General features: G+C 72.7%; 20 protein-coding genes. 1 reads left to right on the top strand and 19 read right to left on the bottom strand.

Annotated features, from left to right (window positions below; genetic code table 11):
* Nucleotides 1-4: 4 nt before the first annotated feature.
* The 16 genes from mraY to WME98_RS34705 all read right to left on the bottom strand — a co-directional run bounded on the left by mraY (nt 5) and on the right by WME98_RS34705 (nt 18,447).
* Nucleotides 5-1,135: a phospho-N-acetylmuramoyl-pentapeptide-transferase gene (mraY, locus tag WME98_RS34780; protein WP_437945962.1), complete on the bottom strand. Its 1,131-nt coding sequence runs from the start codon at nt 1,133-1,135 to the stop codon at nt 5-7.
* Complete coding sequence (locus WME98_RS34775) at nt 1,132-2,736, bottom strand: UDP-N-acetylmuramoyl-L-alanyl-D-glutamate--2,6-diaminopimelate ligase (RefSeq protein WP_437945961.1); 1,605 nt, start codon at nt 2,734-2,736, stop codon at nt 1,132-1,134. Before WME98_RS34775 ends, mraY begins: the two co-directional genes overlap by 4 nt.
* Nucleotides 2,733-4,820 carry a penicillin-binding protein gene (locus WME98_RS34770; protein ID WP_437945960.1) on the bottom strand — a complete coding sequence of 696 codons (2,088 nt, stop codon included), beginning with the start codon at nt 4,818-4,820 and terminating at the stop codon, nt 2,733-2,735. The genes WME98_RS34775 and WME98_RS34770 overlap by 4 nt, the downstream gene beginning before the upstream one ends.
* Nucleotides 4,817-5,170 (bottom strand): hypothetical protein, encoded by a 354-nt coding sequence (locus tag WME98_RS34765; protein ID WP_437945959.1) that lies wholly within the window; start codon nt 5,168-5,170, stop codon nt 4,817-4,819. Before WME98_RS34765 ends, WME98_RS34770 begins: the two co-directional genes overlap by 4 nt.
* Nucleotides 5,167-6,090 carry a 16S rRNA (cytosine(1402)-N(4))-methyltransferase RsmH gene (rsmH, locus tag WME98_RS34760; RefSeq protein ID WP_437954054.1) on the bottom strand — a complete coding sequence of 308 codons (924 nt, stop codon included), beginning with the start codon at nt 6,088-6,090 and terminating at the stop codon, nt 5,167-5,169. The genes WME98_RS34765 and rsmH overlap by 4 nt, the downstream gene beginning before the upstream one ends.
* Nucleotides 6,091-6,110: 20 nt before the next feature.
* Nucleotides 6,111-6,569 (bottom strand): division/cell wall cluster transcriptional repressor MraZ, encoded by a 459-nt coding sequence (mraZ, locus tag WME98_RS34755; protein ID WP_020734074.1) that lies wholly within the window; start codon nt 6,567-6,569, stop codon nt 6,111-6,113.
* A 522-nt stretch (nt 6,570-7,091) separates the two neighbouring features.
* On the bottom strand, nt 7,092-7,496 hold the full coding sequence (locus WME98_RS34750) for a cobalamin B12-binding domain-containing protein (RefSeq protein ID WP_044987939.1): 405 nt from the start codon (nt 7,494-7,496) through the stop codon (nt 7,092-7,094).
* Between the two features lie 79 nt (nt 7,497-7,575).
* Nucleotides 7,576-9,738: a GYF domain-containing protein gene (locus WME98_RS34745; RefSeq protein WP_437945958.1), complete on the bottom strand. Its 2,163-nt coding sequence runs from the start codon at nt 9,736-9,738 to the stop codon at nt 7,576-7,578.
* A 72-nt stretch (nt 9,739-9,810) separates the two neighbouring features.
* Nucleotides 9,811-11,496, bottom strand: a complete 1,686-nt coding sequence (locus WME98_RS34740; protein ID WP_437945957.1) for a response regulator — start codon at nt 11,494-11,496, stop codon at nt 9,811-9,813.
* 369 nt (nt 11,497-11,865) lie between these two features.
* A complete protein-coding gene (gene tgt / locus WME98_RS34735) occupies nt 11,866-12,987 on the bottom strand; it encodes a tRNA guanosine(34) transglycosylase Tgt (protein ID WP_061627576.1) in 1,122 nt (373 codons plus the stop codon).
* A complete protein-coding gene (queA, locus tag WME98_RS34730) occupies nt 12,984-14,108 on the bottom strand; it encodes a tRNA preQ1(34) S-adenosylmethionine ribosyltransferase-isomerase QueA (RefSeq protein WP_437945956.1) in 1,125 nt (374 codons plus the stop codon). The genes tgt and queA overlap by 4 nt, the downstream gene beginning before the upstream one ends.
* A 9-nt stretch (nt 14,109-14,117) precedes the next feature.
* The gene (locus WME98_RS34725; RefSeq protein ID WP_437945955.1) at nt 14,118-14,525 is read right to left on the bottom strand and encodes a response regulator; all 408 of its coding nucleotides are present in this window, start codon (nt 14,523-14,525) and stop codon (nt 14,118-14,120) included.
* Between the two features lie 403 nt (nt 14,526-14,928).
* A complete protein-coding gene (locus WME98_RS34720) occupies nt 14,929-16,284 on the bottom strand; it encodes a sigma-54-dependent transcriptional regulator (protein WP_437945954.1) in 1,356 nt (451 codons plus the stop codon).
* Nucleotides 16,285-16,494: 210 nt separating this feature from the next.
* Nucleotides 16,495-16,965 carry a bacterioferritin gene (bfr, locus tag WME98_RS34715; protein WP_020734067.1) on the bottom strand — a complete coding sequence of 157 codons (471 nt, stop codon included), beginning with the start codon at nt 16,963-16,965 and terminating at the stop codon, nt 16,495-16,497.
* Between the two features lie 180 nt (nt 16,966-17,145).
* Nucleotides 17,146-17,307, bottom strand: coding sequence for a (2Fe-2S)-binding protein (locus tag WME98_RS34710; protein ID WP_020734066.1), 162 nt, complete (start codon nt 17,305-17,307; stop codon nt 17,146-17,148).
* Between the two features lie 375 nt (nt 17,308-17,682).
* Entirely contained in the window at nt 17,683-18,447 is a 765-nt protein-coding gene (locus WME98_RS34705; RefSeq protein WP_437337000.1) for an SDR family oxidoreductase, read from the bottom strand.
* A gap of 160 nt (nt 18,448-18,607) precedes the next feature.
* On the opposite strand from WME98_RS34705, the gene WME98_RS34700 reads away from it, so the two are divergent.
* The gene (locus WME98_RS34700; protein WP_437945953.1) at nt 18,608-19,030 is read left to right on the top strand and encodes a hypothetical protein; all 423 of its coding nucleotides are present in this window, start codon (nt 18,608-18,610) and stop codon (nt 19,028-19,030) included.
* Between the two features lie 64 nt (nt 19,031-19,094).
* On the opposite strand, the gene WME98_RS34695 is transcribed toward WME98_RS34700, so the two are convergent.
* From WME98_RS34695 to WME98_RS34685, 3 genes are all read right to left on the bottom strand, one after another.
* Nucleotides 19,095-19,763, bottom strand: a complete 669-nt coding sequence (locus WME98_RS34695; RefSeq protein WP_437336999.1) for a sigma-70 family RNA polymerase sigma factor — start codon at nt 19,761-19,763, stop codon at nt 19,095-19,097.
* 2 nt (nt 19,764-19,765) lie between these two features.
* On the bottom strand, nt 19,766-20,008 hold the full coding sequence (locus tag WME98_RS34690; protein WP_020734062.1) for a hypothetical protein: 243 nt from the start codon (nt 20,006-20,008) through the stop codon (nt 19,766-19,768).
* A gap of 61 nt (nt 20,009-20,069) precedes the next feature.
* Nucleotides 20,070-20,594, bottom strand: coding sequence for a hypothetical protein (locus WME98_RS34685; RefSeq protein WP_437945952.1), 525 nt, complete (start codon nt 20,592-20,594; stop codon nt 20,070-20,072).
* Between the last annotated feature and the right edge of the window lie 103 nt (nt 20,595-20,697).

The raw sequence follows: 20,697 nt of genomic DNA, 5'->3' as shown, positions 1-20,697 counted from the left end.
GCCCTCACCGCAGCTTCATCGACGCCAGGGAGACCAGCGCCAGGAGGATGGAGATGATCCAGAAGCGCACGATGATCTTGGGCTCCGCCCACCCCTTCTTCTCGTAGTGGTGGTGGATCGGCGCCATCAAGAAGACGCGCTTGCCGGTGAGCTTGAACGAGAGGACCTGCGTGATCACGCTGACCGTCTCGATGAAGAAGATCCCCCCGAGGACGATCGAGAGGAGCTCGTTCTTGGTGAAGACGGCGAGCATCCCGAGCCCGCCCCCGAGGGCGAGCGACCCGACGTCTCCCATGAAGACCTGCGCGGGGTACGTGTTGTACCAGAGGAAGCCGATGCCCGCGCCGATGACCGAGCCGCAGTACACCGACAGCTCGCCGGCCGACGCGATCGCCGGGATGTCGAGGTAGGCCGCGAGCGAGAAGTTCGCGATGGAGGCGCCGACGATGTACGCGAGGATGAGGTACGTCCCCGCGTTGATGATCACCGGGCCGATCGCGAGACCGTCGAGGCCGTCGGTGAGGTTCACGGCGTTCGACGTCGCGACCACGACGAAGACGGCGAACGGGACGTAGGCGTAGAGCGGCAGCTCGATGTGGTACTTCGAGAACGCGAGGAACGGGATCGCGAGGCGCGTCCTGATCTCCGCCCAGTCCGGCGGGAGCTTGGACGCGAGCAGGAACGTGTAGGCCACGGCCGCGCCGCCGATGAGCACCTGGCCGATGAGCTTGTAGCGGCCCGGCAGGCCGCCGCTGTTCCGCCGCTTGATCTTGAGGAAGTCGTCCAGGTAGCCGATGACGCCGTAGCCCGCGGTCACCGCCGTCGTCGCGAGGACGAACGGGTTCCGGAGGTCGGCCCACAGCACGGTGGGGAGCAGCAGCGACAGCAGGATGAGCGCGCCGCCCATCGTCGGCGTGCCCGCCTTGATCTTGTGCGTCTCCGGCCCCTCGGCGCGGACCACCTGCCCGATCTGCTTGCGCCGCAGCTCGCGGATGAACCACGGCGCGAGCAGGAACGTCAGCACCATGGCGGTGATCGTCGCCATGATCGTGCGGAACGGGATGTAGCGGAGGACGTTGAGCCAGCTCAGCCAGCTGTAGTGGAACTTGAGCGGGTAGAAGAGCTCGTAGATCATCCCGCACCTCCGCGCGGCTGCCGCTCGGCCCCGGCCCGGGCGCGGCGGGCGGCGAGCGCGCGGCGCGCCTCGTCGCGATCGTCGAACGGCAGCGTGACGCCGCCGATGATCTGGTACGGCTCGTGGCCCTTGCCCGCAATGAGGACCAGGTCCCCGGGCTCGGCGTCTCGCACCGCGCGCTCGATGGCGCGCGCGCGATCGAGCTCCACGACGACGCGCGCGCGGCCGGCGGCGAGGCCCGGCAGGATGGCGTCGGCGATCGCGCGCGGATCCTCGCTCCGCGGGTTGTCGTTGGTCACGATGGCGACGTCGGCGCCGAGGCCGACCGCCTCGCCCATCCGCGGCCGCTTCAGCGGATCGCGGTCGCCGCCGCACCCGAACACGCAGTGGACGCGCCCGCCGCCGAGGGCGCGGACGCTCGCGAGCACGCGGGCGAGCGCGTCCGGCGTGTGGGCGTAGTCGACGAGCACGATCACGTCGTCGACGCCCGGGGTGTCGCAGCGCTCCAGGCGGCCGGCGACCTGGATCGGCGACGAGAGCGCCGCCGCGGCGTCGCCGACGTCGAACCCGAGCAGGTACGCCACGGCGAGGGCGGCCAGCAGGTTCGACGCGTTGTGCGCGCCGAGCAGGTGCGACCGGATGGTGACCTCGCCGGCGGGCGTGCGGGCGCGGAGGAAGATGCCGCGCGCCTCGTGGACGAGCTCGACGGGCGCGATCTCCGCCGCGTCCGGGCCGGCGCCCACCTCGGTCGAGTAGCGCGCGAGCGTCGACGCGACCGGGCGCGAGAGCCCGCCCGGGGCGATCCGCTGGACGAGCTCTCGCCCGAAGGGATCGTCGACGTTGATCGCCGCGGCGCCGGGGCCGAGATCCACGAACAGGCGCGCCTTCGCCTCCGCGTACGCCTCCATCGTGCCGTGGTAATCGAGGTGATCCTGGGTGAGGTTCGTGAAGACGGCGGTCCGGAAGCGGACCGCGTCGACGCGCTTCGCGGCGAGCGCGATCGACGAGACCTCCATCACGAGGTGCGTCGCGCCGCGGCCGACCATCGCCGCGGCGACGCGCGCGAGCTCGTCCGCCTCCGGGCTCGTGTGCGAGGCGTGGACGTCGAGATCGCCGAAGCGGTAGCCGAGCGTCCCCACGATCCCGGCCCGGCCGCCGCACCGATCGATGCAGGCCTGCACGAGGTGGGCCGTCGTCGTCTTGCCGTTCGTGCCGGAGATGCCGACGACGTCGAGCGTGAAGGTCGGGTGCCGGTAGACCGCCGCGGCGGCCAGGGCGAGCGCGAGCGGCACGTCGGGCACCTCGACGCGGGCGGCGCCGAGCGTGTCGGCGGCGCTCCCGCGCGCGAGGATGACCGCCCGCGCGCCGCGCGCGACGGCCTCGGGGATGAAGCGCTCGCCGTGCGCCCGCGCGCCCGCGCGCGCGACGAAGATGTCCCCCGGCTCCACCTTGCGCGAGTCGAGGTGCACGCCGGTCACGAGCAGCTCCGCGGCGTCCGCGGGGGACAGCGCGGCGCCCGGGATCTCGCGCAGCACGTCGCCGAGGCGGAGCGCGAGCTCGACCTCGGCCACACCGGTCTCCTTGTGGTCGCGCGCCGTCATGTGGGGGGCTCGAAGATCAGCTTCAGCGGCGATCCCTTGGGCAGCACGGTCCCGGCCGGGGGCTCCTGGCGCGTGAGCTTCCCCGTGCCCTCGACGCTCGGATCGAGCCCGAGCGCCGCGGCGCTCCTCACCGCCTCGCGCTGCGGCAGGCCCGTGAGATCGGGCACGCGCAGCTCCCCCGTCTTGAGCGGCGCGGACGGCGTGACCACCCCCGTCGCGATCGGCGCCGCCGCGGCGCGCGCCTCGTTCAGGACCTGGTAGGTGTTCGCCGCGATGTCCTCGCCCGACTGCTCGGCGACCTCCGACAGCTTCATCGGCACGCTCCCGCGCGGGGTAACGCCCAGGTAGCGCAGCGCCATCTCGCCGACGCGCCGGAAGACGGGCGCCGCGACCGAGCCGCCGCCGTACGTGCCGCCCAGCGGCTCATCGAGCACCACGGCGATGGCGAGCCGCGGCCGCTCGGCCGGGACGAACCCGACGAACGACGCCACGTAGTGGGTGTCGGTGTACCTGCCCGTCGCCGGATCGATCTTCTGCGCCGTGCCCGTCTTCCCCGCGACGCGGAAGCCCGGGATGCTCGCCTCCACGCCGGTCCCGTCGCCCTCCGTCACGGCGACGAGCATCTCCGACATCATCCGCGCGATCGACGCGGGCACCGCGTCGCGGCGCACGCGCGGCGACGTCTCGGACAGCGTGACGCCGGTGCCGTCGGTGATCCGCTTGATCAGGATGGGCTCGAGCAGCCGCCCGCGGTTGGCGACCGACGCCATGGCCATGGCGAGCTGGAGCGTCGTCACGCTGATCCCCTGCCCGAACGAGGCCGACGCCGTCTCGACCTGGACCCAGGGGCGGCCGCGCGGCCGCAGCACGCCCACGGACTCGCCCGGCAGCGGCACGCCGGTGAGGTCGCCGAAGCCGAACCTGCGGAGGCCCTCGTAGAGCCGCTGCTCGCCGAGCCCGAGCGCGATCTTCGCCGTGCCGATGTTCGACGACTGGCCGAGGATCTGCGGCAGCGTCAGCCACTTGTGCACGTGCGTGTCGTGGATCACGACGTTGTCGATCGCCATGTTCCCCTCCTCGCAGTAGATGGTCGCGCTCGGGGAGACGCTCTTCGCCGCGAGCGCGCTCGCGATGGCGAACACCTTCATCGTGGAGCCGGGCTCGAAGCGATCGACCACGCAGCGGTTGCGCCGGGATCCCGGATCGCTCTGCGAGTAGTCGTTCGGGTTGAACCCCGGGGCGCTCGCCATCGCGAGGATCTCGCCGTTCTCGGGGTCGACGACCACGATCGCCCCGCCGATCGCCTCGTAGGTCTTCATCGCCGCCTCGAGCTCGCGCTCGGCGGTGAACTGGATGCCCTTGTCGATCGTGAGGTGGACGTTGTGCCCGGCGAGCGCCTGCTCGTCCTCGATCCCCTCCGAGAAGATGAGCCGGCCCGATCGATCGCGGAGCCCGCGCACCTCCGCCGCGTTGCCGCGGAGCTCGTGCTCCATGCTGAGCTCGAGCCCCTCCTTGCCCTCGCCGTCGGTGGCGACGAAGCCGAGCAGCGGGCCGGCGAGCTCGCGGTTCGGGTAGAAGCGGCGCCCCTCGCCCTCGATCACGAGCCCGCGCACCGGGTAGCGCTGCGTCCGGTCGCCGAGCGCGCGGACGTTCTCGACCTCCTGCTCGGAGATGCGGCGCTTGAGCCAGGCGAAGCGGCGCCGCCGGCTGAGCTTCTCCACGACGTCCTCGACCGGCAGCGAGAGCGCCTGCGCGATGCGCTCGGCGTACTGCTGGATCCGCATCGGGATGTACTGCTCGTCGACGCCGCGGAGCATCTCGACCGCGTCCACGGAGACGCTGGGCACCTCCACGCTCTCCGCGAGCGGCGCGCCGTTCCGGTCGTAGATGGTGCCGCGCTTCGGCGTGATGTGGAGCCGCCGCTGGCGCTGCCGCTCGGCGAGGTCGTACCAGGCGTCGCCGTCCTCGACCTCGATCCGGTAGGCGCCGGACACGACGCCGCCCAGGCCGAGCGCCATCAGGCCGCAGAGCAGCCCCATGCGGATGCGGATCCATCGCGCGCGCCGCGGATCGAGGTTCTTCATTCCGGCTGACCCCCGCTCGGCGGCGCGCTGCCGGCCTCGCCGCTCGCCGGATCGCGCTCCGGCGGCGCGGTGTAGCCCCGCACCGGGATGACCCGCTCGGCCGGCGGGGGCGTCATGCCGAGCAGCGAGCGGGCGACCATCTCCACGCGCTGCGGCGTCTCGTAGCTGGCCGCCTCGAGCGACAGCACCCGCTTGACCTCGCGCAGCCGCGCCTGCTCGGCGCGCGCCCGGCCGAGCCGGTAGCCGAGGTCGACCGTGCGCCCGCGCAGGGCGAGGTGCACGACGAACGCGGCCACGGTCGCGGCCACCGCCAGCGTCCAGAGCACGAGGAACGGGCGCTGCTGCGTCACGCGAGCGCCTCCGGGCCGGAGACGCGCCGCGCGGCGCGGAGCTTCGCGCTGCGGGCCCGCGGGTTGCCTTCGATCTCCTCGTCGCCCGCGGTCACCGGCTTCTTGGTGAGCGGCTGCCAGACCTCGGGCTCGCGCAGCGCGCGCTTGACGATGCGGTCCTCGAGCGAGTGGAACGAGATCACCGCGAGCACGCCGGCGGGCGCGACGATCCTGGGCGCCGCCTCGAGCAGCGCCTCGAGCTCGTCGAGCTCTCCGTTCACGGCGATGCGCAGCGCCTGGAACGTGCGCGTCGCCGGGTCGACGCCGCCGATGCGCGCCGGCCCGACCGCGCGCACCACGGCGCGCCTGAGGTCGAGCGTCGTCGCGAGCTCGCCGCTCTCGGCCGCCTGCTTGATACAGCGGGCGACCCGCCGGCTGCGGCGCTCCTCGCCGTAGCGGTAGATGAGGTCGGCGAGCTCCTCGTCGCTGAGCCGATCGATGAGCTCGAGCGCCGTCTCGCCGCGGCTCCGGTCCATCCGCATGTCGAGCGGCCCCTCGGCGCGGAAGCTCATGCCGCGGGCCGGGTCGTCGAGCTGCATGGAGCTCACGCCGATGTCGGCCAGGAGCCCGTCCACCTGCGGGACGCCGAGGGCGGCGAGGTGCCGCTCGATCTCGGAGAACTCGCCGTGAACGTAGGTCACCCGGTCTCCCATCCGGGCGAGCCGGGCGCGCGCGATGGCGAGGGCGCGCTCGTCGCGATCGATCCCGATGACGCGGGTGCCGGGCGTCTCGAGGATCGCCTCGGTGTGGCCGCCGGCGCCGAGCGTCGCGTCGACGTAGACGCCCTGGCTGACGGGCGCGAGGGCGGCGAGCACCTCGCGGCCGAGGACGGAGACGTGCTGCTCGCCGCGCGGCCGCGGTGGCGGAGGGGGCAGGTGCATGGGGACTACATTGACGACGTTCATAGGCGGAACTGCTCCGCGATTGCTGTCTTGAAGCTCTGAAGCTCGACCTCGCTCATCTGCTGGGCGGCCTTCCACCGCTCCTTCGCCCAGAGCTCGATCGTCTGTCCCATCCCCGCCCAGAGGACGTCCTTCGTGAGGCTCGCGTGCTCGCGGAGCGACGGCGGGATGAGGATCCGGCCCTGCTTGTCGAGGTCGCACTCGACGGCCGCGGACAGGTAGCGGCGCCGGAACGCGACCACGTTGGAATCGAATTGCGGCAGCGCTGCAATTTTAGCCTCCAGCTCCTCCCAGGCCTTCATCGGGTACGCGTGCAGGCAGGGGTCGAAGAGGGCGGGGGTGATGACCATGCGCAGGTCGTTCGCGGCCGCGAGCACGTCCCGAAAGCGCGAAGGGAGGCTCGTGCGCCCCTTCGCGTCGATCGCGTGCTCGAAGTGACCGCGAAACATCGTGCTCATCGACCCCAGCTCCGGCTCGCCTGTCCTGCCGAGGGCTTGGCGACGCGTTGCCCCAACGAGCGCTCACCGCGTCGTGACATTCTCTGCCACTTCTTCCCACGAAGCTCCGCCACGCTACGGAGGGAGGTGCCGAGTGTCAACAGTTTGGGAGATTTCTGGACCTCAACCGGCACCTATGTAGGACACTTATCCACAAGGTGCTCTTTCACAAAACAGCGGGTTTTCTCGCGATCGGGCGGCAGATCCTGGACCGTGGGAGGAAGTGGGGGGGCCGCTCGAAGGTGAGCGCGACCGCTTCTGACGGACGCTGGCAAGGCGGAAAGGAAGCGAGGCGGATCGCCGCCCTGGACGCCCGATCTCGCGGGCCGGCGGGCGGGACCATGGACGGCGGCGGACGGGCTCAGCGAGCCGGGTGCCGGTGCCGGTGGGGAGGCGTTCGGTGGGGGAGCGTGGGGGCGCGCGGTGGGGGAGAGTGGGGACCCGCGCGGTGGGGGAGAGTGGGGAGCCGCGCCGCCGGGGCGGTCAGCTGTGGGGGGTCACGTGGGTCTGGACCCACTCCACGATGCTCTTCAGGGTGGTCCCGGGGGTGAAGACGCCCTTCACCCCGGCGTCCTGGAGGCGCGCGATGTCCTCGTCCGGGATGATGCCCCCGCCGAACACCACGATGTCCTCGGCGCCGTGCTTGCGGAGGGCCTCGATGACGGCGGGGAAGAGGGTGTTGTGCGCTCCGGACATGATCGACAGCCCCACGGCGTCGACGTCCTCCTGCACGGCGGCGGACGCGATCATGTCGGGGGTCTGGTGCAGGCCCGTGTAGACCACCTCGAAGCCGGCGTCGCGGAGTGCCCGGGCGACCACCTTCGCGCCGCGGTCGTGGCCGTCCAGGCCGGGCTTGGCCACGAGGATTCGGACTTTGCGCTCTGCCATGATCGCGTCGATTACCGCCTGCCCGGGCATGCGTAAAGCGCTGCGCCCTGGCGGAGCGGCCTCCCCTCCCCGCGTGCGCTCACTGGGCCGCGAAGACGAACGGGATGGTCACGGGCGTGGAGCCCGAGGAGGGCGGAAACCGCCAGGACTTGATCCGCGAGGCGATGCAGCTCGCCAGGCCGGGGTAGTCCTTCTCCGAGCCGCCGGCCGAGACGGACTGGACGGCGCCCGAGGCGCCGATGACCACGGAGGCCGAGACGCGGGCGGTGGTGGACGCGTTGCGGTCGCGCGCGTCGAGGGCGGGCTGCCAGCAGTGGCGCCGGACGCTCGGCCGGTTCGCCTCGACGACGCCGGAGATCTCGCCCTGGGAGAGCGGGGTCAGGCTGGAGCCGGCGCCCTGGCTGCCCGGCCCCGACGTCGGGCCGGGAACCCCGGCGCCGAACCCGGACCGGTCGAGCTGCGCCCCGGTCGCGGAGGCGACCGGCTTCTCCGGCGCAGGCCGCTGGCTCGCCACGGCGCCCGGCTTGCCGGGCGAGGCGGGCTCCGGCCTGGCAGAGGGCACCTCGGCGGGGGGCGGCGCCTCCGGCTCGACGCTGGGCGGCGGCGGCGGGGCGGCCGTGGGGAGATCGACTGGGTTGCTCGGCGGCGCGGTCACGACCTGCACGGTGGTCTGCGGCTTGGGCGACAGCAGGACGTAGGCGGAGACGCCGCCGAACGCCGCCGCCATGGCGATGAAGGCGTAGGCGAGCGGGCTCATGCCCGAGCGCCGCCGCGGCGCGACCGTCTCCACCAGGCTGGCGGGCGTGGCCACGAGGGGCGCGGGCTCCGCGGAGGAAAGCGCGCCGGCCGGCGCCGCCGTCGGGCGCGGCGAGCCGCCCACGGCCACGCCGCCCGCCGCCACCGTCGCGGACGGCGAACCGCCCAGGGCCAGGCCGCCCGCGGCGCGAGCGACGTCGGCGGAGGCGGGCGGCGCCAGGTCGGACCTCGGCGCGGCGGCGGCCGCCGGCCCGGCCGCGAACGGGTCGGCCAGCACCTCGACCGGCGCGGGGCCCGCGGCGTGGGCCCGCGCGGCGCCGCCCGAGACGTCGGGCCACGCGGCCGGCGCGCTCGCGGCGGACGTCGCCGGCGCGCTCGCGGCCGGCGTCCCCGCCGCGGTGAAGGCGGCGACCGCGCCGGCGACCGCGGGGGACCTCTCGCTCAGGCCGGGGGCCTCCGGCTCGAGCGCCGCCGCACGCGCGGGCGCGGCCGCAGCGAGCGGGGGGACCCTCGACGACGAGGGCGCCTTCGCCGAGGGAGGGACCTGCGGCTGAACGGCGGCGAAGCCCGTGCTGCTGGTGCGGCGTGCGGGCGCGGACACGCGGGTCGTCTGGGCCTGCGTGACGATCTCGAGCAGCTCCGGGAAGTTCTTGAGGGGCAGCCACTCGTCGAAGCCCTCGCGCCAGACGAGGGAGTCGCCGTCCACCGCGCCGGCGAGCGCCTTCTCGCGGATGACGGCGAGCCGCACCGGGCCGAGCGGGACCCCGCCGACCCCGACGTACCAGTCCTCGCTCGCCGTGGCGCGCACGGCCGGCGCCTTCCCGAGCGGCCGGTCGTTGGACATCGATCGCGTGAACGCGCTGGCGGCCGCTGCGGCCGGCGCAGGCTCCGCCCGCGCGGCGGGCGCGGCCGGACCGGCAGGCGCGGGCTGGGCGGCCCGCGGCGCGGCGGGTGCGGGCTGGGCGGCCCGCGGCGCGGCGGGTGCGGGCTGGGCGGCCCGCGGCGCGGCGGGCGCGGGCTGGGCGGCTCGCGGCACGGCGGGCGCGGGCGTCCCGGGCGTCGGCGCCCCGGGCGCAGGGAGCGGGCCCGACACCGGCCCGGGCGCGGCGCGCGGCGCCGCCGGAGGCCGAGGCGCGCCACCAGGGCGCGGGAGGGCCTGCGACGCCGGCCGGGGCGGCACCGGCGCAGCGCCCTGGCCCCGCGACGACGCGGGCGGCGGCCTCGGCGCGCTCGCGGCACCGGCGTCGGCCACCGTCGCGCCGAGCCCGACGGCCGGAGCCTCGTCGCTCGGGGGGGCGAGCTGCGCGTCGTCGGTCGCGCGCGGCGGCTCGACCGGGAGAGCCCGCGCCACGGAGCTCTCGGTGACGCTCGCGCTCACCTGAATGAGGTGCCCGCATCGCCGGCACTGCATCCGCACCATCTTGCCGGCGACCTTCTCGTCGCCGATCTGGTACTTGGCCTTGCAGTTATCGCAGATGAATTTCATCCAGGGACGCGCCTGCCGGTGGAATCGGCGCAGTCTACGACAGCTTGGCCGTGGGCGACATGGGCTAGACGGTCAGAGCAATCCGAGCAGGTGCTCCTTGATGGATTGCCGCGTCGGGTCATCGGGCGCGACGCCCAGCGCGCGCTCCCACGTCTCGATGGCTTTGTTGCGGAACCCGGCCTTCTGGTAGAGCACCGCGAGGTTCTTCAGGGCCGGGAAGTGCTTGCCGTTGATGTGCAGCGCCGTCTCCAGCTCCTGGATGGCGTCGTAGAGCTGTCCCTGCTTGCCGTAGAGCAGGCCGAGGTGGAAGTGCAGCCGGTACGCGAGCGGATCGATGGCCGTGCCCTCGCGCAGGTGCCGCACGGCCTTGTCGAAATCGCCCGCGCGGTACGCCGCGATCCCCGCGGCGAGGAGGCGCTCTGCCTCGGCCGAAATCCGGTCCTGATCGCCGCGGATCGAGCGCGCCTGGAGCGCGTTCTCCACGGCGGCGACGACGTCGGCCACGCGGAAGGGCTTCTCGATGTACGCCTCCACGCCGTAGCTCGACTTGAGGTCCTCCGCGAACCGCCACCCGCGGTACACGGCCGAGATCATGATGATCGGGATGTGGCCGTAGCGCTGGGTGCCCTTCATGCGGCGGGCGATGTCGAAGCCGTGCACCTCGGGCAGCATGGCGTCGAGGATCATCACGTCGGGCGGATTCTCCTTGACCATGCGCAGCGCGAGGAGCCCGCGGTCGGCCTCCTCGACGCGGTACCCGCGCTCCTCGAAGATGCGGCGGAGCAGCTTCCGGATCTCCGGCTCGTCGTCGACCACGAGGATCGTGGTCTGATCGCCCTGCGGTGCCTTGCCTGCGCCCGGGAGCGACTCGACCACGGACAGATCGCGATCGGCGGTGCCGAAATCGGTGTCCGTCAGCTCGTCGGCGGCCGCCGCCCTCCGCATGGCATCGTCGACGACGAGCGGGGGCCCCGCCGAGGAGATGCGGGCCGGCGACGGGGCAGCGGGCGGGCTCGGTTCGTCGGTCAGATCGGCGAACGAGATCTCCGCGTCGTCGCGCGGGCGCTCCGGCGCGGGCTTCGCCGGCGGGGCGGCGCTGGGCGCAGGCGCGGGCGCAGGAGCGGCAGGGGCCTGGGCGACCGTCGACGGCGGCACGGCGGACGCAGGCCGGCGCGGCGGCGGCGGCGGCTGCGCAGGAGCGGGCGCGGGCGCGGGCGGCGCCTCCGGCGCGGACGACGCCGACGTGGCGCCGAGCCCGGCCCGCTTCAGCACCTCGGGCGGGCACTTGGCGCCGACGAAGAACGGCTCGCCCTGCTCCTTCATGTCGTAAGCGGCCGCGATGGTCCGCACGAGGGGGCCTGCGAGCGCGATGTACGGGAAGACGCGCTTGCCCGTCACGAACTCGAGCTCGTCGATCACCTTCTTGTCGGCGGGCGCGGCCATGGCCACGAGGATGCGATCCTCGCGGACGAGCACGGGCAGGAGCTTGTGCTTGGCGGCGATCTCGCGCGGCAGGATCGAGAGGTCGCTGAGCTTGATGCAGACCTGGTTGAGGTCGATGCCGGGAACGCCGCTCTGCTCGGAGAGGGCCTTCAGCGCAGCGACCTCGGAGACGGTGCCGCTCTCGATCAGGTTCGTGGCGAGGGGGACCCCCTTCGCGCGCGCCTCGAGGAGCGCTTGTTCGAGCTGGGGCTGGGTGACCGCCCTTTGCTGGAGGAGGATGCGTCCGAGCGGCTTCTTGTTGGCGTCTTGCGTCATTCCGCGGGCCGAGTTCGAAGGCTAATGGACGAGGAATGCGCGGGCAAGCACGCGGTCCGCGCGCGACGGCGGCCGTTCGGCGGGTGCGGCCGGCTGGGGCTCGTGCGCCGGCGCCTCGGGCCTACAGGCTGGTCGAGCGCGGCCGAGGCGTGGCCCCGCGCGCGCGGCTGCGGGCGCGCGACGCCACGCCGGAGGCGAGGGCTCACCATCCGCCCATGGTAGCTCGGAACCCTCCCGGGCAGCGCGGACGTTGCGCCCTCCGCGCGATCCCCCGCGGCCGCGCCAGGAGCGCGTTCAGAGACCATGGAGACGATGTAGGCGGCTTTCGATCCCGCGGTCGCTCGGCCACCGGGTTGCTCGGTTGCCCGGTTACTCGGTGGCATCGCGCGCGCCGAGCCACGCGCGGGCGAACGCCGCGTACCGCCCCTCGGCGATGGCCGCGCGCGCCTCGCGCATCAGGCGGCCATACAGGTGCAGGTTGTGCTCGGTCAGCAGGCGCAGCACCAGGATCTCGCCCGCCATGTAGAGGTGCCGGAGGTACGCGCGGCTGTACCCCCCGGCGCAGGTCGGGCAGGCGCAGGTCGGGTCGAGCGGCGATCGGTCGTCCTTGTAGCGCGCCTGCTTGATGACGATCTTGCCGTGCTGCGTGAGCGCCTGCCCGTTGCGGGCGTTCCGGGTGGGGAGCACGCAATCGAACATGTCGACCCCGGCGCCGATCGCGTGAACGAGATCGAGCGGCGTCCCCACGCCCATGAGATAGCGGGGGCGCGACGGATCGAGGCGCGGCGCGATCTGCGCGACGGCCTCGTGCATCAGCGCGATCGGCTCGCCCACGGAGAAGCCGCCCAGGGCGAGCCCATCGAACGGCAGGGCCGCGAGCTCGTCCGCGTGCGCCGTGCGCAGGGCGACCGAGGTGCCGCCCTGAACGATGCCGAAGAGCGCCTGGGTGGGGCGCTTGGCGGCGAGGCAGCGCTTCCCCCAGCGCGTCGTCAGGCGGCACGCCTCCTCGACCTCCGCGAGCGGCGCGCCGCCGGGCGGGCACACGTCGAGCTGCATCGCGATGTCGGCCCCGAGCAGCCCCTGCACTTCCATCGCGACCTCGGGCGTGAGCGCCTTGCGGGCGCCGTCGAGGTGCGAGCGGAACACGAAGCCGTCCTCCACGAGGGTGCGCCGCTCGGCGAGCGAGAAGGCCTGGAAACCGCCGGAGTCCGTGAGCATCGCGTGCGGCCAGCGCGTGAACGCGTGCAGCCCGCCGAGCTGCGCGACGAGCTCGGGCCCGGGGCGGAGCCACAGGTGGTACGTGTTGCCGAGGACGATCCTCGCGCCGGTCGCGGCCACCTCGGCGGGGGTCAACGTCTTCACGCTGCCCTGGGTGCCGACCGGCATGAACGTCGGGGTCGGCACGTCGCCGTGCGGCGTGGAGAGCACGCCCGTGCGGGCGTGACCGTCCCGCGCGAGCTCGGAGAAGGCGAAGCCGGGCGTCCGGCTCATGGCGCGCTCGCGCCGCGGATCAGCATGGCGTCTCCATAAGAGTAGAAGCGGTAGCGGGCCTCGATCGCCGCGCGGTACGCGAGGAGCGCGCGCTCGCGGCCGGCGAAGGCGAACACCAGCGCGAGCAGCGTCGAGCGCGGCAGGTGGAAGTTCGTCAGCAGGCCGTCGACGACGCGGAACCGGTAGCCGGGCTGGATCAGGAGGCGCGTCTCCCCGGACTGCGCCCGCACGAGGCCCTCGCGCGCCGGGTCGGCCGCGCTCTCCAGCGCGCGCACCACGGTGGTGCCGATCGCGACCACCGGCGCGCCGCGCTCGCGCGCGGCCGCGACCGCGCCGGCGGTCGCCTCGGGGACCGAGTAGACCTCGACGTGCATCGGGTGCTGGTCGAGGTCGTCGACCGTGACCGGCTGGAACGTACCGAGGCCGACGTGCAGCGTGATGCTCGCGATCTCGACCCCGTTCGCGCGGAGCCGCTCGACGAGCCCGGGCGAGAGGTGGAGGCCCGCGGTGGGCGCGGCGACCGCGCCCGGGACGCGGGCGAAGATGGTCTGGTACCGCTCGCGATCGGACGCGTCGTCGCCGCGGCCGAGGTAGGGCGGGAGCGGGACGTGGCCGTACGCGTCGATCGCGGCCGCGACGGACAGCCCTGCCGGCGACGAGAGCCGCACCGTGAGCACGCCGTCGTCCGCGCGCTCCAGCACCTCCGCGACCAACGCCCCGTCGCGCTCGAGATCGAGCAACGCGCCCGGCCGGATCGGCTTGGACGCGCGCCCCATCGCTCGCCAGCGCTCGGGGCGCGCCGCGCCGTCGCACGGCTGGCCGGCGGTCCCCTCCCCGCCGTCGGGCGCCTCGTCCAGCCGGTGCAGCAGGAAGAGCTCGACCTGCCCTCCGGAGCCGCGCTTCTTGCCGAACAGCCGGGCGGGTACGACCTTCGTGTCGTTGATGACGACGAGCGCGCCGCGCTCGATGTACCGGTCGAGATCGCGGATCGCGGCGTGCTCGACCTCGCCGGCCTCGCGGCCGCGGTCGACCAGGAGGAGCCTGGCGCCGTCGCGCTCCTCGGGGGGCCGCGACGCGATGAGCGCTTCAGGGAGTTCGTAGTCGAGCAGCTCGCAGCGCACGCCGCGCTACTAGCACGGCGCGGGCGTGAGCACGTTCGTCTTGGCGCGCAGGAAGCGACAGATCTCGCCCACCTTGTAAGGCTTCGGGACGAACGCCACGGCGCCGCAGTCGGCGCGCTCGACCTGGCGCGCGGAGAGGTGATACGGGCTGGAGAGGACGACCCGCACCCTCGGGAAGGCATGCCGGATGTGACGGGCGAGCTCAAGCCCGTTCAGGTCCGGCATCATCAGGTCGATCATCGCCACGTCGACCGGGGAGGCGCCGAGGATGCGCAGCGCATCCTGGAACGAGGCGGCGAAGACGACCTCGAACCCCTCGACGCTTAGCCCAGCTGAAAGAGCGCGACGCTGGGAATTCTCACCGTCCACGATCAGCATGCGGGCCATTAAGCGTCCTCCTGCGGCGAGCGCCGCCAACCATGACTACGCCTATCGGTTCAGGGGTTAGCAATTGCCGGGCCAAGCTGCCGAATCACCGAGTTGCGGTTGCCGACGCCGAAGTGAAACAGATGCGCACAGTCTACATCGGCTGCCTCATTGCACTAAGGCAAATCCCGACCCTGCGCCATTGCAAAGATGCAAGCCAACGTGGGCTAGCTGCCCTGATTTGCTGGCGAGTCAGGTCTGTTGCTCAGCCTGGTCGTACGTGCCGGTCGAACCGCGGACAGGCACACGCTGGCTGAGCCCGGTGGGCAGAACGTTGCTCAGCCAGGTGAGCACTGGCCTGCTCAGTCGGGTCCACGGAGTTCCGCTGTACCCTGAGGGAACGTGCTGCCGAGCCTGGTCGTCGGGAACGGCAGAACGGCTGCGGAGGGGCAGCTCAGCCCGGCGGGTACGTGATCGTCAGGCGGGTCATCTTGCGCCAGAGGGTGGTCGCGCTGATCCCGAGCACCTCGGCGGCGCGCTCCCGGCTGCCGTCGCACTCCCGCAGCGCGGCCTCGATCGCCTGGCGCTCGGCGCAGTCGACAACGTCGGCGAGCAGCCGGCTGCCGCCCTCGGGCGCCCGCTTCGGCTGCACCGCGGCGGGCAGCACGTCGTCGACGCTGATGACGCCGCCGCCCGAGAGGGCCACCGCCTGCTCCACCATGTTCTCGAGCTCGCGGATGTTGCCGGGGAAGTCGTACTGCGTCAGCGCCTCGATGACGCCGTCCGCGGCGCGCGCCCGACAGGTCATCTTCCGGTTGTACTTCTCCAGGAAGAACTCCCAGAGGATCGGGATGTCCTCGCGCCGCGAGCGCAGCGGCGGGAGCACGAAGCGCGCGACGTTCAGGCGGTAGTAGAGATCCTGGCGGAACCGCTTCTCCGCCACCGCGGTCAGGAGCTCCTGGTTCGTCGCGGCGATGATGCGCACGTCGACGTGGATGGGCTTGTTCTCGCCCACGCGGCGGATCTCGTTCTCCTGGATCGCGCGGAGCAGCTTCGCCTGGAAGGTGAGCGGGGTCTCGGCGATCTCGTCGAAGAAGAACGTGCCCCCGTCGGCCTCCTCGAACAGGCCCTTCCTCGCCGAGATCGCGCCCGTGAACGAGCCGCGCGCGTGGCCGAACAGCTCGCTCTCGAGGAGCGTCTCGCTGATGGCGGCGCAGTTCACCGGCACGAAGGGGCGATCGGCGCGCTTGCTGTTGGCGTGGATGGCCTTGGCGACCAGCTCCTTGCCGGTGCCGCTCTCGCCGGTGATGAGCACCGTCGCGTCGGTCGGCGCGACCTTCACGATCCGGCCCAGCACCTCGCGGACCGCCTGCGAGCGGCCCACGATGTTCTCGAACCGGTAGCGCTCCTTGAACTCGCTGGCGAGCAGCTGCACCTCCCCGGTGAGCTTCCGGTTCTGGATCGCGCGCTCCACCTTCACGAGGAGCTCCTGCTCCGAGAACGGCTTCTGGATGTAGTCGAACGCGCCGAGCCGCATCGCCTCGACCGCGCTCTCGATGGTGCCGTACGCGGTCATCACGATGACCTCGGTGTTCGCGTTCGACTCCTTCACCGCGCGCAGGACGCCGATGCCGTCGAAGCCGCCCATCCGCAGGTCGGTGAGCACGACGTCGTACGCACCCTTGGCGCCCAGGTCGGCGCCCTGGCTGCCGTCGCCCGCTTCATCGACCTCGTACCCGGCGCCACGCAGCATCATCGCGAGCGTGGTCCGCATGTTCCGCTGGTCATCGACGACAAGAATCTTCGACATGGATTTCCCCCGCCGCGCTCATCCTCCTCGAGGGACGGGCGCGGCGCGACGATCACGACCGACGCACCGAGCCGGCGCGTAACCGCACGAGCGCGGTCGTCCGCGGCGCCTTGGACATGCGTCCAGAGTATCGTACGTCAAGCGCGGCCTCCGCCGCCAGAACGCGCGCGGGGTGCGCCGTCGGTGCGGGGGGCCGAGCCCCACCCTACCCTACTCGCGGATCTGCTGGGACAGGTAGGCGGTCTCGCCAAGCTTCTCGATTAGGCCGATTTGCGTCTCGAGCCAGTCGATGTGCTCCTCCTCGGACTCGAGGATCTTGGCCAGGAGCTCCTCGGAGGTGCGATCCCCCTTGTCGCGGCAGAGGGCGATCGCCGTGTTGAGCCGCTTGACCGCGTTGTACTCGAGCTCGAGATCGCTCTTGAGCTGCTCCGGCACGGTCTGCCCGATGTGAAGGGTGTCCAGGCGCTGCAGGTTGGGCAGCCCTTCCAGGAAGAGGATGCGATCGATGATCGCGTCGGCGTGCTTCATCTCGTCGATCGACTCGGCGCGGCCGCGCGCGGCGAGCGTGACGAAGCCCCAGTGCGCGCACATCTTCGCGTGCAGGAAGTACTGGTTGATCGCGACGAGCTCCGCCGCGAGCACCTCGTTCAACGCGTCGACGACATCTTTCGCACCCTTCATCGGACCCTCTCGCGCTCGTGCCTGTCGTGCTCGCCCCGCCTGCCACGGCGAGGAGGCGCCGGCGGGAGCGCCAGCGCCCAGGTCAAATGCGCAAGGTCCACGGAAGTGCGCAAGAAATTTCTAAGGAAAGGTCGCCGATCCTCCGCCAGAGAGACCGGAGCGCAGCGTCGATCCAGAGAATCAGGCTGCGCTGGAGACCGGCGCCATCGTCAGGCGGCGCGGGGCGGCGACGGGCTCGCCCGCACCGACGAGCTTGGCGATCGTCGGCTGGCAGGAGCCGCACCGCGTACCGGCCCCCGTGCACTCCATCACCTCGGCCACGGAGCAGGCCCCCTCGTTCACCGCTTCGCGAATCTCTCGATCACAGACGCCCATGCAGAGGCACACGTACATGCAGAACCCCCGGCTACGTTTAACGGGTAGGTTGATATTGAACATAGCTTTCAATATCGACGCGTCAAGCGCGAATGTTTCGTGGGCGGATCGCCGAGCCGGCTGGGGGCTCGGCCTTCCGGGGTTCGGGCGCCCCCGGCGCCGGACGGCGGCGCCGGCGGAGCGAGACGTGGGGCCGCCGGACGGGGCAGGCCGACGACGGACGCCGCCGGGCAGCGCCCTGGGTGTCCAGGAGGCGAGGCGCGAAGCGAAGAGGCGCGGTGAGTGAGGACGCGGTGAGGGCGCGCGGGGGCGCGGCGGGATGCCGGGGCCGCCGCTCCGGGGTCACATCGTGAGACCGCCGTCGACGTCGATGCAGCGGCCGTTGAAGTACTCGCACTCGATCACGAAGCGCACGGCCTGCCAGATGTCCTCGGGCACGCCGATGCGGCCGACCGGGATCATGGCGACCAGGGCGTCGCGCGCCTTCTGGTGCATGCCCTGCGTCATCGGCGTCTCGATCATGCCGGGCGCGACCGCGCCCACGCGGATGCCGAACGGCGCGAACTCGAGCGCCCAGGTCTTCGTGTTCGCCGCGAGCGCGCTCTTCGCGGCGGTGTAGTTCGACTGGCCGCGGTTGCCGTGGCGCGCGATGGAGCTGATGTTGACGATGACGCCCTTCTGCTCGGTCTCGACCATCTTCGCGACGACCTCGCGGACCATCAGCGTGGCGCCCGTCAGGTTGACGTCGATGACGGCCTGCCACTGCGCCGCGCTCAGCTTGACGACCGCGCCGGTCTGGCGGTCCTTCTTGACCAGGAGGCCGTCCCGCAGGATGCCGGCGTTGTTCACGAGGCCGTTCAGGCCGCCCATGGCCCCGTGCGCGAACCGGACGAACGCCTCGACCTCCGCCTCCACCGCCACGTTGAAGGGCCGCGCGTGGATCTTCCCGGGGAGACCCTGGCTCGCCTCGACCAGCGACGCGAGCCCCTCCTCGTTCACGTCGCCCGCGGCGACCTGGCCCCCGGACTCCGCGAGCCGCAGCGCATAGTGGCGACCCAGCCCCTGGGCGGCGCCTGTGACGACAAACTTCGTGTCCTCGAGTCGCATGATCGCATTCCTCCGAGGGATCGCTCCCGGCCACTGTCTCGAAGGCGCGTCTACCACAGCGCCGCCCCCCGGCGGCGGACGACGTCGCGGCGCGCCGCGCTCCCCCGCGCCGAGCGCGGTAGCCGCTTGCGCCAGGTCGCATCGATGTTATTCAGCGCCCATGAGGTCGATCGCGCTCGCCGCCGCCGTGTGCGCCGGCATCCTGGCCCTCGCGCCGGCCTGTGACCGCGCGCCCCCCGTGCCCGAAACCTCCGATCCGACCGGCAAGGATCTGGTCGTCGGCGCCGTGGTCGCGGCCACCGAGAAGAGCGGAGGGATCCGCATCTACAAGATCGTCGAGGTCGAAGACCTGCCCGAGCCGTTCGGAAGGGACCTGCACATGATCGCCTACGATCCCAAGGTGCAGACCTTCCAGGAGGCCGCGGAGCTCCGCCGCAAGGGGAAGCTGACCGTCGTGAAGGACCACATGATGGTCCGCCTCGTTCACTTCATGCCGCGCGATCACCGCGTGATCAGCAACGAGCCGGTCACCGACGAGGAGCGCGCCCCGTACCTCCGCTCGGTCCAGAGCCGGCAGCGATAACCGCCATCCGTCGAGGGGGGAACGACGCGCCGGCGCGCCCGTGGGAGAGCGGCGCGCACGCGCGTCAGCGCATCGCGCGGAGCAGCTCGCCCAGCCGCGCGATCGCCTGGCTGTGCAGGCGGCTCGCCCAGCTCTTGCTGATCCCGAGATCCTGCGCGATCTGATCGAAGCGCTCGTCGTCGAAGTAGTGGCGCTCGACCAGGGCGCGCTCGCGCTCGGGGAGCTCGCGCACGGCGTGCCGCACGGCCTGCGCGAGCTCGGCGGCAGAGGCGCGCTCCTCGGGGCTGTCGGCGGCGTCGGCGACCGCAGCGACGTCGCCCTGGTTCGAGAGCAGGCCGAGCGCCATCGCGGCCGCGTGCCCGGCGAGCAGGCCGCCGAGCCGCGCGGCGTAGTCCTCCTGCGTGGCCGGCGCGTCGGCGTCGTCCTCCGCCCCCCGCCCCTCCGCGAACCGCGCCGACGCAGCCAGCGCGCTGGCCCGCGCCGCCGCGGATCGCCAGCGCGTCTCCCGCCGGATGCCGTCGAAGATCGCCCAGCGGATCTTCCGCTTCGCGTACGCCTCGAACGAGGATCGGCCTGGATCGTACGTCCGCACCACCTCGAGCAGCGCCGGGTGCCCGAGCGCGACGAGGTCCTCGACCGGGATGCGGCGGCCCAGGCGGCGCGCGACGCGCTTCGCGACCAGCTGGAGCAGAGCGAGCCCCTCGGCGAGCAGCCGGTCTTCCGGAGTGCGCACCGCTAGCCCGCCTTGGCGCGCCCCGCTGCGCCGAGCACCCCGAACGCCCGCTCGCCGCTCTCGTCGACCTCGCGCGGGTGCGCGCGCCGGAGGAGGCGGATCGCCTCCTCGTCGTGCAGCAAGACCTCCGCGAGCTGCTCGCGCATCCACGCGACCTCGTGCGCCGGCAGGCGACCCACGTAAGGCGCCACGGCGGCGTCGACCTGAGCGGCGATCCAGGGGTCGTCGAGGAGCGAAGCGTCCATGCGGGGCCGCATTATATCCGCATCGCGCGCGCCGTCATCCGGCGCACGCGACGCGGCGGCGTCACTTGGCCGGCGGCGGCGCGTTGAGGCAGGCCTCGAACACCCTGACGCTCCGCGCGTCGAACGCGCACTTGAGCGACCTCGGATCCACGTGCTTGCCGACGTTCTGCTCGCACGACTGCGCGTACTGCTCCCCGAGGGTGGCCGCGACGGCGTCGATCCGCTTCTCGGTCTCGCCCCGCTGCTCCGGCGTCAGCTTGGCGCTCAGCGCCGCGACCTGCTCCGAGCGCGTGAGCACCGTGAGCTGCTTGCCGAGCTCGACGCAGTCGCCGTGCATGAGCGCGTAGTCGTCGGGCACCGAGTCGTCGCGCCGCGGCGCCGCCGGCGCGGCGGACGGCGGCGCCGGAGCGGGCTCCGCCTCCTGCGCCTCGACGCCCGGGGCGGCCTCCGGCGCGGGCTCGGCGGCCTTCGCGGGCTCCTCCAGCCGCGCGGGCTCGGGCTGCTCGGCCGGAGGTGGCGCAGCCCCGCCGCACCCGAGCAAAGACATCGTCAGCGGACCCGTGATCAAGAAAAGAGCTCTCCCCATGCGATCAGGGTTGATCGGTTCGCGCCGTGCGTCCACGCCGCGCCGGGCGCGCTCGGCGCTGTTACGCCTGTAACGCAACTTCATCGGTCGAGCGGTCCGCCTT

This window comes from Sorangium sp. So ce296, assembly GCF_051529605.1.
Taxonomy (GTDB): domain Bacteria; phylum Myxococcota_A; class Polyangia; order Polyangiales; family Polyangiaceae; genus Sorangium; species Sorangium cellulosum_D.
This window is presented reverse-complemented; position numbering and strand designations above follow the sequence as displayed.

Excerpts from the sequence above, each read along its gene's own strand:
- mraZ (WP_020734074.1), bottom strand. The coding sequence starts at position 6,569 with ATGAGCACGATGTTTCGCGGTCACTTCGAGCACGCGATCGACGCGAAG.
- WME98_RS34720 (WP_437945954.1), bottom strand. The coding sequence starts at position 16,284 with ATGTCGAAGATTCTTGTCGTCGATGACCAGCGGAACATGCGGACCACG.
- WME98_RS34745 (WP_437945958.1), bottom strand. The coding sequence starts at position 9,738 with ATGAAATTCATCTGCGATAACTGCAAGGCCAAGTACCAGATCGGCGAC.
- mraY (WP_437945962.1), bottom strand. The coding sequence starts at position 1,135 with ATGATCTACGAGCTCTTCTACCCGCTCAAGTTCCACTACAGCTGGCTG.
- tgt (WP_061627576.1), bottom strand. The coding sequence starts at position 12,987 with ATGAGCCGGACGCCCGGCTTCGCCTTCTCCGAGCTCGCGCGGGACGGT.
- bfr (WP_020734067.1), bottom strand. The coding sequence starts at position 16,965 with ATGAAGGGTGCGAAAGATGTCGTCGACGCGTTGAACGAGGTGCTCGCG.
- WME98_RS34750 (WP_044987939.1), bottom strand. The coding sequence starts at position 7,496 with ATGGCAGAGCGCAAAGTCCGAATCCTCGTGGCCAAGCCCGGCCTGGAC.
- rsmH (WP_437954054.1), bottom strand. The coding sequence starts at position 6,090 with ATGCACCTGCCCCCTCCGCCACCGCGGCCGCGCGGCGAGCAGCACGTC.
- WME98_RS34740 (WP_437945957.1), bottom strand. The coding sequence starts at position 11,496 with ATGACGCAAGACGCCAACAAGAAGCCGCTCGGACGCATCCTCCTCCAG.
- WME98_RS34690 (WP_020734062.1), bottom strand. The coding sequence starts at position 20,008 with ATGGACGCTTCGCTCCTCGACGACCCCTGGATCGCCGCTCAGGTCGAC.
- WME98_RS34770 (WP_437945960.1), bottom strand. The coding sequence starts at position 4,820 with ATGAAGAACCTCGATCCGCGGCGCGCGCGATGGATCCGCATCCGCATG.
- WME98_RS34705 (WP_437337000.1), bottom strand. The coding sequence starts at position 18,447 with ATGCGACTCGAGGACACGAAGTTTGTCGTCACAGGCGCCGCCCAGGGG.
- WME98_RS34700 (WP_437945953.1), top strand. The coding sequence starts at position 18,608 with ATGAGGTCGATCGCGCTCGCCGCCGCCGTGTGCGCCGGCATCCTGGCC.
- WME98_RS34775 (WP_437945961.1), bottom strand. The coding sequence starts at position 2,736 with ATGACGGCGCGCGACCACAAGGAGACCGGTGTGGCCGAGGTCGAGCTC.
- WME98_RS34685 (WP_437945952.1), bottom strand. The coding sequence starts at position 20,594 with ATGGGGAGAGCTCTTTTCTTGATCACGGGTCCGCTGACGATGTCTTTG.